Source organism: Mangrovitalea sediminis, from assembly GCF_002514725.1.
GTDB classification, from domain to species: Bacteria; Pseudomonadota; Gammaproteobacteria; order Pseudomonadales; family Oleiphilaceae; genus Mangrovitalea; species Mangrovitalea sediminis.
This window is the reverse complement of record NZ_NTLB01000001.1, coordinates 812,435-827,359: the sequence shown is the minus strand read 5'-3', so window position 1 is coordinate 827,359 and position 14,925 is coordinate 812,435. Positions and strand designations below refer to the sequence as shown.

12 protein-coding genes are annotated in these 14,925 nt (G+C 60.8%); 7 read left to right on the top strand and 5 right to left on the bottom strand.

Annotated features, from left to right (window positions below; translation table 11 throughout):
• The first annotated feature begins 20 nt into the window (after nt 1-20).
• Both CLR77_RS03910 and CLR77_RS03905 read left to right on the top strand, forming a co-directional pair.
• Entirely contained in the window at nt 21-1,736 is a 1,716-nt protein-coding gene (locus tag CLR77_RS03910; protein WP_097459254.1) for a sugar phosphorylase, read from the top strand.
• A 177-nt stretch (nt 1,737-1,913) separates the two neighbouring features.
• On the top strand, nt 1,914-2,720 hold the full coding sequence (locus tag CLR77_RS03905) for a substrate-binding periplasmic protein (RefSeq protein ID WP_097459253.1): 807 nt from the start codon (nt 1,914-1,916) through the stop codon (nt 2,718-2,720).
• A gap of 10 nt (nt 2,721-2,730) precedes the next feature.
• On the opposite strand, the gene CLR77_RS03900 is transcribed toward CLR77_RS03905, so the two are convergent.
• Nucleotides 2,731-4,794 (bottom strand): dehydrogenase, encoded by a 2,064-nt coding sequence (locus CLR77_RS03900; protein WP_097459252.1) that lies wholly within the window; start codon nt 4,792-4,794, stop codon nt 2,731-2,733.
• Between the two features lie 196 nt (nt 4,795-4,990).
• On the opposite strand from CLR77_RS03900, the gene CLR77_RS03895 reads away from it, so the two are divergent.
• Nucleotides 4,991-5,302 (top strand): GIY-YIG nuclease family protein, encoded by a 312-nt coding sequence (locus tag CLR77_RS03895; protein ID WP_097459251.1) that lies wholly within the window; start codon nt 4,991-4,993, stop codon nt 5,300-5,302.
• 7 nt (nt 5,303-5,309) lie between these two features.
• Here CLR77_RS03895 and CLR77_RS20100 read toward each other — a convergent pair whose 3' ends face one another.
• The 3 genes from CLR77_RS20100 to CLR77_RS03885 are packed head-to-tail and all read right to left on the bottom strand — an operon-like array spanning nt 5,310 to nt 7,850.
• Complete coding sequence (locus tag CLR77_RS20100; protein ID WP_158227113.1) at nt 5,310-5,450, bottom strand: hypothetical protein; 141 nt, start codon at nt 5,448-5,450, stop codon at nt 5,310-5,312.
• Nucleotides 5,450-6,448: a cytochrome d ubiquinol oxidase subunit II gene (gene cydB, locus CLR77_RS03890; RefSeq protein WP_097459250.1), complete on the bottom strand. Its 999-nt coding sequence runs from the start codon at nt 6,446-6,448 to the stop codon at nt 5,450-5,452. The genes CLR77_RS20100 and cydB overlap by 1 nt, the downstream gene beginning before the upstream one ends.
• 1 nt (nt 6,449) lies before the next feature.
• Entirely contained in the window at nt 6,450-7,850 is a 1,401-nt protein-coding gene (locus CLR77_RS03885) for a cytochrome ubiquinol oxidase subunit I (protein ID WP_097459249.1), read from the bottom strand.
• 304 nt (nt 7,851-8,154) lie between these two features.
• On the opposite strand from CLR77_RS03885, the gene CLR77_RS03880 reads away from it, so the two are divergent.
• The 4 genes from CLR77_RS03880 to fghA all read left to right on the top strand — a co-directional run bounded on the left by CLR77_RS03880 (nt 8,155) and on the right by fghA (nt 13,677).
• Nucleotides 8,155-10,095 (top strand): sensor histidine kinase, encoded by a 1,941-nt coding sequence (locus CLR77_RS03880; protein ID WP_198962649.1) that lies wholly within the window; start codon nt 8,155-8,157, stop codon nt 10,093-10,095.
• Nucleotides 10,092-11,462 (top strand): sigma-54-dependent transcriptional regulator, encoded by a 1,371-nt coding sequence (locus CLR77_RS03875; protein ID WP_097459248.1) that lies wholly within the window; start codon nt 10,092-10,094, stop codon nt 11,460-11,462. Before CLR77_RS03880 ends, CLR77_RS03875 begins: the two co-directional genes overlap by 4 nt.
• Before the next feature lie 63 nt (nt 11,463-11,525).
• Nucleotides 11,526-12,635, top strand: coding sequence for an S-(hydroxymethyl)glutathione dehydrogenase/class III alcohol dehydrogenase (locus CLR77_RS03870; protein ID WP_097459247.1), 1,110 nt, complete (start codon nt 11,526-11,528; stop codon nt 12,633-12,635).
• A 205-nt stretch (nt 12,636-12,840) separates the two neighbouring features.
• A complete protein-coding gene (gene fghA, locus CLR77_RS03865; RefSeq protein WP_097459246.1) occupies nt 12,841-13,677 on the top strand; it encodes an S-formylglutathione hydrolase in 837 nt (278 codons plus the stop codon).
• On the opposite strand, the gene CLR77_RS03860 is transcribed toward fghA, so the two are convergent.
• Nucleotides 13,628-14,911, bottom strand: a complete 1,284-nt coding sequence (locus tag CLR77_RS03860; protein WP_227519791.1) for a glycosyltransferase family protein — start codon at nt 14,909-14,911, stop codon at nt 13,628-13,630. The genes fghA and CLR77_RS03860 overlap by 50 nt on opposite strands.
• Between the last annotated feature and the right edge of the window lie 14 nt (nt 14,912-14,925).

The following is a 14,925-nucleotide window of genomic DNA, read 5'->3' as shown; positions in this document are numbered from 1 at the left end:
TGCCCGTATCGGAGGCATCCATGAATTCCCTGCCGAGTCGTCTACAGGCGCTGTTGTTCGCACTCTACGCCGATCGGGCGCCGGATATCAGCGATCGTATCCTGGCCAGGATCGCCCAGTTCATGGCGAATGAAGAGGATGCCGTGCCCGCGCGCTGGAGCGAGGACGATGTCTTGCTGATCACCTACGGTGACAGCGTTCAGGAGCCCGACCGTCCGCCGTTACAGACATTACGTAACTTCCTTAACGACCATTTGTCGGAATCGGTCAGCGGCGTCCACGTCCTGCCGTTTTTTCCCTTCAGCTCCGATGACGGTTTTTCGGTGGTGGACTACAGCGCGGTCGATGGTGCTCTGGGGAGTTGGGACGATATCCGGGGGCTGGCTCGCGACTACCGCCTGATGGCGGATCTCGTGATCAATCATGTCTCCCGGGAAAGTCTTTGGTTTACCGATTACCTTACGGGGCAGGGGCCCGGGCGGGACTACTTTATCGAGATGAGTCCGTCTCTTGATCTCAGCCAGGTGGTGCGTCCGCGTAGCCATCCGCTATTGGTGCCGGTGCAGACCCGGCGCGGTGTGAAATACCTTTGGGCGACCTTCAGCGACGACCAGATCGACCTGAATTTCGCCAACCCCGACGTGCTGCTGGAATTCATCGATATCCTGTTGCTCTACCTGCAGCAGGGTGCCGACATTATCCGTCTCGATGCCATCGCCTTCCTCTGGAAGCAATTGGGAACGCCCTGTATTCACCTGCCGCAAACCCATGCCGTGGTGAAGATCCTGCGATTGGTGATGGAGGCCGTGCGGCCGGGCGCCATTTTGCTGACCGAGACCAATGTCCCTCACCGGGAAAACCTGAGCTATTTCGGCGATGGTGACGAGGCGCACATGGTCTATCAGTTCGCGTTGCCACCGCTGGTGCTCTTTGCGCTTGTCAGTGGCGACGGTAGTGCCTTGAATGCCTGGGCTTCATCGCTGGATGCGCCACCGCCGGGGTGTACGCTCCTCAACTTTATGGCGTCTCACGACGGCATCGGGGTTCGGCCGATCGAGGGGCTTGTCGCACCGGAAGCGCTGGATCGCCTGCTCGACGCCATGCATCGTTTCGGCGGTTACGTCAGCATGAAGACCAACGGCGACGGGACTGAATCGCCTTACGAGATCAATATTGCCTTCTTCGATGCCTGCAAGGGCACCCTGCAGGGCGAGGATGGCTGGCAGATCCGTCGTTTCCTCTGCGCGCAGCTGATCATGCTGGCGCTGCGTGGCATCCCTGCCGTCTATATTCATTCCCTGCTGGCCACGCCCAACGACATTGAGGGGGTTGAGCGCAGCGGCCGGACCCGTGCCATCAACCGGCGTAAGTGGCAGCTCTGTGAGCTGGGGCCGGTGCTGGAGGCACCGTTCTCGCCGCAGCGTCAGGTTTTCGATGAGCTGCGCAGGCTTCTTGCCGTCCGCCGCAAGGAACCGGCTTTTCATCCTGACGCCCCGCAGAGGATCCTCGATCTGGGGCCGGATCTTTTCGCCGTGGAGCGGGTGGCCCTGAACGGTCGGCGGCGTCTGGTTGCGGTGCATAACCTGCAAGCCAGGCCGGCATCCCTGGACTGGCCGGCACTGGGGTTGGGCGAGACCGCACGGGATTGCCTGGGTGGAAGGGTCTGGCACGGAGAAGATGGCAAAACCGAGCTGCAGCCCTACCAGTGTGTCTGGCTGACCGCGACAGCGACCTGAATAATCACTATCGAGGGTTTCGGAAATCCCCTACCGGCATCTGACAAACGTTGACGTTTGCCGGTTGGTTCACGAGGCAAATTGGCTGAAACTGCTTGGCGCGCTGGCATTTTGCCATCGACGACGCTGCGGGTCCTGATAACCCCGGTGCGTCGACACCTCGTGGGATGGAAATAGATGCTTTCCGGTTTGTCGGGCTTCAACCGCTTTTGCAGAATGCTGCTGCTGGTGCTTTTGGGCACGCTGCCTGCGGTTGCACAGTCGAAGACGCTCGTCATCGGTGCCGATCTCTGGTGCCCCTATAACTGTACGCCCGGTTCGTCGCATCCGGGTTATGTGGTCGAGGTGGCGAGGGCTGTCTTTGAACCGTTGGGGATTAAGGTCGTTTACCGGAATATTCCCTGGCAGCGTGCCAAACGCATGCTGGAGAAGGGCACCCTTCAGGGACTGATTGCGGCGACACCGGCCAACATCGCCGATCTTAAGGTGGCTCCCGTCTTTCCCCGGGAATCCGTGGGGCGCATGCACAACAGTTTTTACACCCTGGCGTCCAGTCATTGGCAGTTTGCCAAGGCGCCATCGTTGGACGATATCCGTCTGGGGGTGGTAGACGGCTACGATTACGGTCCGCACGTCCAGCCCTATATCACGCGCTGGAAGGGCTCGGAACGCGTGCTTGCGATTACCGGCACGCACGCCGTCGCCCGCCTGCAAACGCTGATGCGAATGGGGCGGGTCGATGTGATATTGGAAGACGATGACGTCTTCCGTTATACGGCAGGACAGCTAGGGTTTGAGGATTACCGCAAGGCGGGTGCCGTGACGGCACCACAGGCGATGGACAACCTCTTCATCGCCTTTTCTCCTGTCGACCCGAAAGCGGCCGACTACGCAAAAATGCTCAGTCAGGGCGTACAGCGCCTGCGGCGTTCCGGTGAGCTGGCGCGCATTCTCAAGCGTTACGGCCTCACCGACTGGAAGTAACCCGTAAGCCTCAGGCGGCGCTGCTGCCTTTGCGTTTCTCCAGGGCCAGCTTGCGGACGCGCTCGAAGTCGGCGTCGCTGTAGACACCGTTGACGCCGGAGATCGATGCCAGCTTCATGCCGTGCTTGAGGCCGAGCTTGTAGATCTCCCGGACCTTTTCCCATTCGATGTTGCGCCCCAGGGTGAAGTTCTCGAAACGCCCTTCCATGGCCAGGACAATAGTCTCCGCCAGGCACGCATAGGCAATGCCCGGTGGCAGGCCGATGTCGCGCATCTTCACCTCGCCGGGCAGCTGGATCTCGCCCGATTCGATCACCAGAACGTCCGGTCTTTTCGCCACGTCCTCGGCGGAGATATCCAAGGGGCGGGCAATGTCGGTAATCACGCAGCCGGGTTTGACCTGCATGATATCCAGGATGCGTTTGCCTGCGCCGGAGGTGGCCGTAACCACCAGATCCATCTGCGGCAGATCCCGGTCCGGATGCGCAGCGATACGCACCTGGGCGGTCGGCGTCTCCAGCAGGATGCTTTCCTTGAGCGCCAGTAATTTTGCAGCTTCCGGCGAGACCAGAACGATTTCATCGACGGCTTTGGCCAGGAGCCGGGCGCAGACGGAACCGATGGAACCGGTGGCGCCGACCACCATGGCCTGACCCGCCATTTTCCCGCTGGGGCCCACGTCGACCAATCCGAGCCGCTTCAGTGCCTCATGGGCGGCCCACAGGGCTGCGGAGGCACTGTAGCTGTTCCCTGTCGTGATCGGTATGGGGGAGCGGCGGGCCACCGTGATACCGGCATCGCCAACAACCTTGGTAAAGGCACCCAGTCCCATGATTTGGGCGCCCAGCCGTTTTGCCATTTCTGCCGCAGCGACCAGTCGCTTGTAGGTGAACTCGGGACCGTGGGCGAGGATTTCCCGCGGTGTGCCGCCCACGGTGATCAGCCAGCCTTCGACCTCGGCGCCTGTGGGCGAACGGATACCGGATACCCGGGAGTAAAGGAACGGTGGCGTGTAGGCGACAACCTTCTCCACCACGTCCATGACTTTCGGGGGCGCGTAACGGGCCAGCAGGTCCAGGGGCGGCGCCTTGGTGATGTAGTGCTGGGACAGGGGATGTATGACGAACGCGAAACGGTTCACCCGGTGGTAGCCGCTGGGGAAGAGAATGCGGGGTTCGGCATCCTGTGCGGTGATGATATCCAGGTAGTCATCGTCCGTCAGCTTGTCGTGGGCCTTGCCCACGGCCGCCATGATCATCGCCTCAATGACGTTGACACCGACGGCCCGCTCGAACAGTTGCGGGGTGGTATCGATCACCATGTTGACGCCCTTGTCGCGCAATTGCTCCAGGCGCTCCGGCGAAATCGTGGACGTGATCAGTATCTTGCCTGCCAATTCTTCGAGGCTGAACGGTGCCAGTTCCTCATAGCTGGCGACGACCACATTGGCGTCGCGTACCGCCTGTTGCAGCCAGTGATGGCGCCAGGTTTCGTTCAGCGGCAGCTTCCGGCTCAGCGCCAGCGTCGAGCCCAGTAGCGAGAGACCGCCACCGGCGGACAGGGGCGTGCCGGCAGCCGTATACCACTCCAGCGCGTTGATTGAGGTCAGCATATTCGGCAGACCGGTCTGGCGTAGCGCATCGGCAAAAAGCAGGTTATCGCTGAATTCTGCCATCACCCGGGCCAGCCGGTAGTGGGTCTGGCCGCTAAAAAACAGGATGCGGGCATTGTCGAAGCAGCCTTTCATCTGGTTTTGCGCATGACGCACCGCCCACTCCTGGAGAATGCCGCGCAGGGTCTTCCCGGTGGTGACGGGAATTCGCGTGACCGACTTTTCCAGGCGCCAGGTGTCCGGCTGAACCACCGACCGCTGGCCGATCTGGTAGTGCTCAGGCATCTGGGCGAGGCCGATGGCGTCGGCCATGGGTTCCCACTCCTGGATCAACGCTTCGGCGCGCTTCAGGTCGCCATTGCAGCCCATGCGTACGATCCGGAAATCCTCATCCAGAAAGCGGGTATTGAAATCGTAATCCTGGTCAGCGTCGCCCAGGCTGATACTGATCACCGTCTTCATAGCGCTTCCCATTCCTGGGTATTATTGGATGGCGACACGGATGACAGGCGGCAGCCGCAGAGGGTACATTGCGGACCCCATGACGCCTGGGGTGTCGGTATCGGACTATTTAGACACGGTTGGGTGCCAGGCAGCATTTATCCAGATCAAGTTTCGCGTCGAAATCTACGGCGTGGGCAGTTGGTGAAAAGGTGCGATGACCGCGGACTGGTCGCTTTATCTCGTCAGGTTGGCCAACGGCCGGCTCTATACCGGTATCAGTCTCGACGTCGACAGGCGTTTCGAGGAACACTGCGCGGGCGCGCCAAAAGGTGCCAAGGCCTTGCGTGGTCAGGGGCCTTTGACGCTGGTCTTTCGGGAGGCGGTAGGTGACCGGAGTCGGGCGTTACGTCTGGAACTGCGGGTCAAGGCGCTGTCCCGGGCCGAGAAGGAACGCCTGATCCGGGGCGAGCGATGCCTGTCCGACCTGCTTCCCGGGAGCGCTGGAGGGCCCTCCCGGGAGGACTGAGCGAAACTCAGGAAATCAGCGCGGTCAGTGCATGCAGCGCGCCGGCAATCAGGGCGAGGCCCAGAACGCCCGCCACATAGAGTCCGGCGAACCAGCGCCAGGGGTGCCGCATGTTGTCGGTTTGCCCGTTCGGCCTGGATAGGTTCATCAGTAACCCTCCTCCATATCTTCCACTTTGCCCCTGAAGACCCGATAACCCCAGACGGTGTAGCTGAGGATGACCGGCACGAGAATGACGACGCCGACCAGGACGAAGATCAGGCTGCTGTCCGGCGAGTGGGCGTCCCAAAGTGTGAGCTGGTGCGGAACCACATAGGGGAACAGGCCCACAACAAGACCGGCAAAGCCGGTGATAAAGATCAGGACAGTTTGGGTGAAGGGGCGGTGTTCGTGCTGGATGTCGCCGAGATCGCGATAGAGCTTGATGCCCAGGAACAACGCCAGCAGCGGCAGTGGCCAGAGCCAGACGAAGTTGTAGCCGCCGAACCAGCGCTCGCGCACCAGGGGCTGATCGATCACCGACCAGAGGCTGACGATGGCCATGGCGCCCAGTACCAGCCAGACCAATCTTCGTCCCAGTTGTGCGGCGCGGGCGGTCATGGCTTCCCGTGTCTTGATCACCAGGAAGGTACAGGCCAGCAGGGCATAGCCCGCCATCAGCGCGAAAGCGGTGAAGATGGCGAACGGGCTGAGCCAGACGATACTGGCGCTATCAGGGGTGACATGATTGAGTCCCTGGATCACCGTACCCAGCATCAGGCCCTGGCAGATCGTCGCGACCGTTGACCCAGCAGAGAAGGCCAGGTCCCACCAGGCGAGGGAGCGATGGGACTTGAAGCGGTACTCGAAGGCGACGCCACGGAAGACCAGCGCCAGCAACATGATGACGATGGGCACGTAGAGTGTCGACAGCAACTGGGCATAGGCGGCCGGGAAGGCGGCGAAGAGGATCACTCCGCCGAAAACCAGCCAGGTTTCGTTACCGTCCCAGACCGGCGCGACGGCCCGCATCATGTGGTCGCGTTCCTGCTGGCTGCGGAACCAGGGGTAGAGAATGCCCAGGCCGAGGTCGAAGCCATCCAGGATCACATACATGCAGATGGCGAAGCCGAGGATCAGGTAGAAGATAAAAGGCAATGTGCTCATATCAGGCTTCCTTCCCGTTGAGTCCGCTCTGCCAGGACGCTGCTGGAGAGGTGTTCTGAGGGTTGCTGGCGACTTGTGCCTGCAGGGTCTCCAGCGACGGTGGCCCCTTGCGGATCAGCTTGCGGTAGAAGTGGACGAACACATAGCCGAGCAGGCTGTAGACGATGACGAACAGGATCAGCGAGAAGGCGACCCGCTGCGCCGGTAAGGGTGAAATGACATCTTTCGTCCGCAGCAGGCCTTCCACCAGCCAGGGCTGGCGGCCGGTTTCCACCACGTACCAGCCCGCCAGCGTGGCGACCAGTCCGCTGGGGGTCATCAGGCAGAGTAGCTTGAGGAAACGCGGATTTTCGGCGAATCGACCTTTGCGCCGCAGCCACAGCCCCCAAAAGGCGGTGGCGACCATCAGGAAGCCGATCGCGACCATGATCCGGAAGCTGTAGAACACCAGCGGCACGTACGGACGGTCTTCCGGCTTCACTGATTTCAGCCCCTGCACGGCGCCATCCCAACTGTGGGTCAGGATCAGGCTGCCCAGGTGGGGAATGGCCAGCGACCAGCGATCCTTCTCCTGCTGCATGTCCGGCCAGGCGAAGAGACGCAGTGCTGCCGGTTGCTCGACCTTGTCCCAGATCCCTTCCATGGCGGCCAGCTTGATCGGCTGGTGTTCTTTCACTTCCAGGCCGTGGAAATCGCCGACCACCACCTGCAGCGGTGTCAGGATCAGCATGACCCATAGCGCCATCGACAGGCCTTTGCGGGCGAACGCGATGTCCCGTTTTTTCAGCAGGTACCAGGCGGAAACGCCGGCAATCAGGAAGCTTGAGGTAATCAACGCTGCCAGGACCATGTGTACGAAGCGGTAGGGGAAGGAGGGGTTGAAGATGATCTGCCACCAGTCCGTGGGCACAAAGCGACCGTCCTGGATGGCATAGCCCGCAGGCGTCTGCATCCAGGAGTTGGCGGAGAGTATCCAGAACGCCGACAGCAGGGTGCCGATGGCCACCACCACCGTCGCCATGAAATGCATCTTTGGGCTGACGCGGTTCCAGCCGAACAGCATGACGCCGAGAAAGCCTGCTTCCAGGAAGAAGGCGGTCATCACTTCATAGGTCAGCAGTGGGCCGAGGATGGCTCCGACCTTCTCCGAAAAGGGCGCGAAGTTGGTGCCGAACTCGTAGGACAGCACGATGCCGCTGACCACGCCCATGCCGAAGGTGATGGCAAAAGGTTTGATCCAGAATTTTGCCAGCTGGAGATAACGCAGATTGCGGGTCTTCAGCCAGAGGCCTTCACAGGTGGCGATGAACAGGGCCAGGCCGATGGTCATCGCGGGAAACAGGATGTGAAAGCTGATCGTGAACGCGAACTGGAGCCGGGAGAGTGTTGCGGCATCAGGCATTGTCGCGTCTCCGTCTCAGCCAGGCGATACCGGCAGGCAACATCGCCAGGACCAAAACCGTCAACAGGGAAAGGCCGTCGCCCAGGAAAATGGAAGTTGTCATGGGGCTTTGCTCCTCGTCGTTCTTAAAGGGGTGGCGGAAGCCTGCGGCTATCCACCGGTGCCAATGCTTGAGAGGAGTGATTGCATGGCCCATGCCAAAACAATGGCTTAAAATAAAATATTGATTTAAATCAAAAAAAGTTTGATAGTGGGCAGGCGGTGTAAACGCCGTTAACAGTTGCGTTCGTTAAAGGTGTCAACGATGTTGTCATCCACGTTGTCTTCGTCTGTATTGCCTGAGTCCGTCCTACCGACTGCCGTAACCGCGTTTTCTGCGGCGATGTTGATCACCGCCGTCAGTGCCCTGGCAGTATCCGGTTGGCTATGGTGGCGCGCGCGCGGCCAGGTCGATTTGCGGGCGCTGGCAGGCTTTGGCGCCATGATGGCAGCTTGGTGCAGTGGGCATTGGCTGATCCAGCAAGGCGTTGTTGGCCTCGGCGTGACGCTGGTGTTGGCCAACCCCCTGATGCCGACCTTCTTTCTGCATTTCGCTGTCGCTTTCGTCGACCCGGAGCTAGGGTCCGAGTCCGGGCCGGGCAGACTGAGGCGCTTCATTCCCGTGCTGTACGCGCTGTCGCTGGCAGTGATGGTCGTCAGCCTCATGGCTGGTGGCGCAACGGCGGCGCCGTGGCTGGATTTCCCCGCCTTTTTTGTCCTGCGGCCGGCGGGCTGGTTCAACATGGCGTACACGGTGCTGGTCGGTATCCTGGCCCATGGCGTGCTGATCTGGGGCTTCCTGCATTATCGCGGCAACCGGCGCCGTTCGATTGTCGCCATGTTCCTGACCGGCGCGCTTGGCCTGCTGCTGGCAACCAGTTTCATTCTCCCCTCGCTGCGCATCGATGCCTTTCCCTACCCCATGCTGCTGCTGCCCAGCTATGTCGTGCTGCTGGTGTATGGCGTGGTCCGCTACCAGATGCTGGAGGTCAACGTCTGGGCCAACCGGGCGTTGCTCTGGCTGGTGATGATGCTGGTGCTTCTGGGCGTCATGGGGCTGATGAGTTCGATTGCCGGTCGGCTGGGTCTGGATGCCCTGTCTGAAGTGCCGGGGTGGCAGTTGTGGCTGTATTCGGTACTGGCGCTGGCAGTAACGATGCTGGTGTACCGGCCTCTGGGAAACTTTGCCCGGAGCCTGGTCTATCCCGGCAGCCGCCTTGACGAGACCCAGTTGGAACATTGGCTGAGCGAGTTGCGCCTGGCCACCAACTGGCGTGACCTGGCGGCCATCGCCACGGCGGTGCTGACCCGTCAGGTGGGTCTGTCCGTCAGGGTGTTGCTGGGGCCGGAAGGACGAGAAGGTCTCGACATTGGCCGCGAGCCGACGCTGCTGTGCGTCCGTGAAGGCGGCGAATGGACCTTCGAATTGTCGGGTTGGCAGGATTTTTCGCCAGGACAACGACTTACCGCTGAAGTGTTTGCGTCGTTGCTGGTCTCTATCTGTGCGGCGCTCGAACGCTCCCTGCGCCTGGCGCAGGCCGAGCGTCACCGGCTTGCCCAGCAGCATCTGGTTGAATTGGGCGAGCTGTCGGCGGCCATGGCCCATGAGCTGCGCAACCCCTTGAATATCATTGCCATGGCGTCAGCCCAATGCGATCCCCAGGGGCGGGCGCACATCAAGACCCAGATCGACCGCGCCGACCGCCTGATCCAGGACATGCTGGTGTATTCCGGGCGCCTGGACCTGCATTACCAGCCGGTACGCCTGCGTCCCATGCTTGAGGCGTTACTCTCGGGCCCGGAATGGCGACCCGTCCGTGTGGAACTGGTGATTGAGCCATCACTGACCCTGCGCGCCGATCCGCACCGGCTGCAGCAGGTCCTGATCAATCTGCTCGATAACGCGCGCGCTTTTGCCGGTAGCGATATCTCAGGCCCGGAGGGCGAGCCGCGCATCCGTGTCGAGGCGGATGAAGGGAATGGATCGGTCAAGCTGCGCTTCCATAACAACGGGCCTCCTATTGCCGAGGCCATCCGCTCCACTCTTTTTCGGCCTTTTATCAGTAAGCGGCAGGGGGGCAGCGGGCTGGGGCTGGCCATTGTCCGGCGCATCATGGAAGCCCACCAGGGTAACGTCTGCCATCGCGACGATCTGGGCTGGCCCTGCAGCTTCGAGCTGAGCTTTCCGATAGGTGAAAACCCATGAGTACACCGGCAAGGATCCTGCTGGTCGATGACGAACCGGCCTTTTGCGAACTCTGTGCGGGCTGGCTGTCACAGGCGGGCTATCAGGTTGCGACCGCTGGCGATCTTGAGGAGGCAGGGCGTCTTGTATCGCAGGTCGATCCTGATCTGGTATTGCTGGACCTGTCGCTGCCGCCGTCATTCGATCCGCAGCACACCTTGTCCAGTCTCGCCCGCTTCGGGGATCGTCCGGTGATCATCCTGACCGGTCACGCCCAGAGAGAGCTGGCACTGGAGGCCATCGACCGGGGCGCCTGGGACTTTCTCGCCAAGCCGGTCGATCCGGACATGCTGGCCGTGGTGGTGCGTCGTGCGGTGGGCAAGCACCAACTGACTCGGGAGCTGGACCGGCTCAAAGCAGCGGTGTCCAAGCCCGATGTCCTTAGCGGCCTGATCGGCGCCAGCGAAAACATTGCCGGTATTCGCTCGTTGATTGCCCGGATTGCGCCGACAGATGTCCCGGTGCTGGTGACGGGGCCATCAGGCACCGGCAAGGAAGTGATTTCCCGCGCCATACATGATCTCAGCAAGCGGCGGGAAGGACCATTTATCTCCGTACATTGCGGCGCTATTCCGCCGGACTTGCTGGAGAGCGAACTTTTCGGGTACAAACGAGGCGCGTTCACCGGTGCCGAACGTGACCGTATCGGTATGTTGGCCCTGGCGGATGGCGGCACGCTGTTCCTGGATGAGATCGGCGAAATGCCCGCCGGTATGCAGGTGAAGCTGTTACGTGTGTTGCAGGAGGGGACCTTCTATCCCGTTGGCGGGCGCGCGCAGGTACAGATTGATGTCCGCCTGATCTCCGCCACTAACGCCGATCTGCCGGAGCGTGTTGCCGGGGGGCAGTTCCGTGAGGACCTGTTCTACCGAATCAAGGGCGTAATGCTGCAGACCCGGGCCCTCGATGAGCGGCGGGAGGATATTCCGCTGCTGTGTGAACATTTCCTGGAGCGTTGGCGTATACAGCAGGGGCGGCGTCCGCAACTGGCGCCAACGGCGCGCGATTGGTTCCTGCGTCGGCGCTGGCCGGGAAACGTCAGGGAACTGAAGAATACGCTGGAGAGCGTGGCGGCAATCTGTCAGGGTGAGCAGATCACGCTGGACGATATTCACCTGTTGAATCCGGACAGTGTATCACCGGTGGCGGTTGGGGCTGAGGTATCAGCGCCAGGAGTTTCACTGGACGAACAGGTGCGGGCATTGGAAATCCGGTTGATCGGAGATGCATTGTCCCGGGCCGGAGGAAACCGTAGCCATGCGGCGCGGGCACTGGGCCTGTCGCGACAAGGATTGTTGAAGAAAATGGAACGGTATGGATTGAGTTGAGTCGGGACCGGAGCTAGAACGGTTATCGGGACTCAAAGGCACATCGAAACGAGGAGACTGGACATGAAATCACGTGCTGCCGTGGCCTGGGAAGCGGGCAAACCGCTGGTCCTGGAAGAGATCGATGTTGAAGGCCCGAAACAGGGCGAAGTATTGCTGCGCATGGTGGCGACGGGTGTCTGTCATACCGATGCCTATACCCTGTCCGGTGCCGATCCCGAAGGACTGTTCCCGGTGGTGCTTGGGCATGAAGGCGGGGCTGTCGTGGAAGCCGTCGGTCCGGGTGTGACCAGCGTCAGCGTTGGCGATCACGTGATTCCGCTTTACACGCCGGAGTGTGGCGAGTGCAAATTCTGCCGTTCGGGTAAAACCAACCTGTGTCAGGCTATTCGCACCACCCAGGGCAAGGGGTTGATGCCGGACGGCACCTCGCGCTTTTCACTGAACGGCAAGCCCATCCATCACTACATGGGCACCTCGACGTTCTCCGAATATACGGTGCTGCCGGAAATCGCGGTTGCCAAGATCAACAAGGCGGCGCCGCTGGATAAGGTCTGCCTGCTGGGATGTGGCATCACCACGGGCATCGGCGCCGTGCTGAATACCGCCAAGGTGGAGCCGGGTTCGACGGTGGCCGTGTTCGGCCTGGGCGGCATCGGCCTGAGCGTGGTGCAGGGCGCCGTGATGGCTAAGGCGGAGCGCATCATGGTCATCGACATCAACGAGGACAAGTTCGAGATGGCGCGGATGCTGGGGGCCACGGACTTCGTCAATCCCAAGAACTATGACAAGCCGATTCAGGAAGTGATCGTCGACCTGACCGACGGCGGCGTCGATTACTCTTTCGAATGTATCGGCAATGTGGATGTCATGCGTTCGGCACTGGAATGCTGTCATAAAGGCTGGGGTGAGTCGGTCATTATCGGTGTCGCCGGCGCCGGCGAGGAAATCCGTACGCGTCCTTTCCAGTTGGTCACCGGCCGGGTCTGGCGCGGTAGCGCCTTTGGTGGCGTCAAGGGCCGTTCCCAGTTGCCGGGCTACGTCGACCGCTACATGAAGGGCGAGATCAAGATCGATGAGATGGTTACCCACACCATGCCGCTGGAGGATATCAACCGGGCTTTTGATCTTATGCATGAAGGTAAGAGTATTCGTTCTGTAGTCGTGTTCTAAATCTGTACTGGTCTTCTAAATCTGCAGTGGTCTTCTAAATCTGTAGTGGTGTTCTAAAAAAGACTGTTCTAAAACGACTGTATAGGGGGCTGGCGGACCGGAAACCGTGTCCCACAGGTGCGCTTGAGGCCGTCCATGGCCTGGAGCGCGGCTCTGCCGGCGCCTTGATCCTCGGATATGATGTCGAAACGACTTTGAGGTCTTTATGGAATTGGTAGCGCAGAACCGGTCCTTTGGCGGCTGGGTACGGCGTTTTCGGCACCGGTCGAACGTGTTGGACTGCGATATGGTCTTCGGTATCTTCCTGCCGCCCCAGGCGGAGAAGCGCAAGGTGCCGGTCCTGTATTGGTTGTCAGGCCTGACCTGTACCGATGAGAACTTCATGCAGAAGGCGGGCGCGCAGCGACTGGCGGCTGAACTCGGTATGGCCATCGTCTGCCCGGATACCAGTCCGCGTGGCACCGACCTGCCCGGCGAGCACGACAGTTACGATTTTGGCTCAGGTGCGGGGTTTTACCTGAATGCGACGCAGGCCCCCTGGTCCCAGCATTACCGCATGTATGACTATGTCACCGACGAGCTGCCGCGACTGGTGCAGGCGGAATTCCCGGTTACCCGCAAGGCGGCGATCAGCGGGCACTCGATGGGAGGGCATGGTGCCCTGATCTGCGCCCTGAAAAACCCGGGACGCTACCTGTCCGTATCGGCGCTGGCGCCGATCTGCCACCCCAGCGACTGCCCCTGGGGGCGCAAGGCGTTTTCCGCCTATCTGGGTGAAGACAGAAAAGCCTGGGCGCAGTACGACGCAGCCATGCTGGTCGGTAGTGCCGAGGAGCGGCTGCCGTTACTGGTGGATCAAGGCAGGGAAGATGCCTTCCTCGACGAGCAGCTCAATCCGGATGCCTTGAAGCTGGCCTGCGATCAGGCCGGGCACCCGCTGACCCTGCGGATGCACGAGGGCTATGATCACAGTTATTTCTTCGTGGCCACCTTCATCGAGGACCACCTGCGCCATCACGCGCAGGCGTTGGGATTGATCTGACGTCGGGCGCTTGGTCGGCTGAGGGTCCGTTATCCGCCTCAACAGCCTCGTAGAGCAGTTCCAGCATATCCGGAATGGCGCTGGTAATGCGGCGCCACGACGGAATAAAGGGTTGCTCCATGGGATTCTCCAGGAACTGCTGGCCGGCATCGAGAATGTTGCGGGCGAACAGTTCCACGGCTTTTTCCTCTTCATGACGGTCGACATTGAGGCCGTTCATGAGCGCGTCGTCGTAATAGGTCTCGATGAAATCCAGGGCGATCCGGTAGTAAGTGGCCTTGAGGGTCCGGAAGGTCTCCTGGTTGAACTCGATGCCGGTCGTGGCGAGTTTGCGGAACAGGGCCTTGGCGATGTCCCGGCTCATCTTCGACAGCCCGGCTTGCGGATCTTCTTCGGACAGCGGCTGATGCTTGTGGTCGTAGGCATCGGCAATATCCACCTGGCACAGGCGCCGCGTGGAGTAACTGCGTTTGACCTCCGACAGCACCCCGATCTCCAGGCCCCAGTCGCTGGGAATCCGCAGGTCGTGGAAAACATCCACCCGCATGGAAAACTCGCCGGCCAATGGATAGCGGAAACTGTCGAGGTATTCGAGATATTCGTGGGTGCCGAAGATCTTTTTCAGCGCACGTAGCAAAGGCGTTACCAGCAAGCGGCTGACCCGGCCGTTGAGGCGATGGTCGGCCACGCGTGCGTAGTAGCCTTTGCAGAAGGCATAGCTGAAATCGGGGTTGGCAATGGGATAGGCCAGTCTGGCCAGCATGTCCCTGGAGTAGGTGATGATGTCGGCGTCGTGCAGAACCACGACCTCCGAACGTGCCGAGGCCAGGATATAGCCGTAACAGAACCAGACGTTACGGCCCTTGCCCGGTTCGGCGGGCGACAATCCCAGTTGTTGCAGGCGGCTGTCGAGTTCGCGCAGGCGTGGGCCATCCTGCCAGAGGATGCGAAAACGCTGGGGGAGTTTCGCAAAATAACGCTGTGCGGCGGCGAACTGTTCGGCGTCAGCGCGGTCCAGGCCGATGACGATTTCCTTGATATAGGGGACTTGGGACAATTCATCGACGATGCGTTGCAGGGCCGGACGTTCCAGCTCCGAATAGAGACAGGGGATCAGAACCGAGATCGGGCGCCGCTTCGAGAATTTCAGCAGGTCCTTCTCCAGTTCCTCGGTGTTCCGCTGTCGCAGATTATGGAAATTGGTGACGATACCGTTCTGATAGAAGTCGCCCATGATGGTTCTCCTCG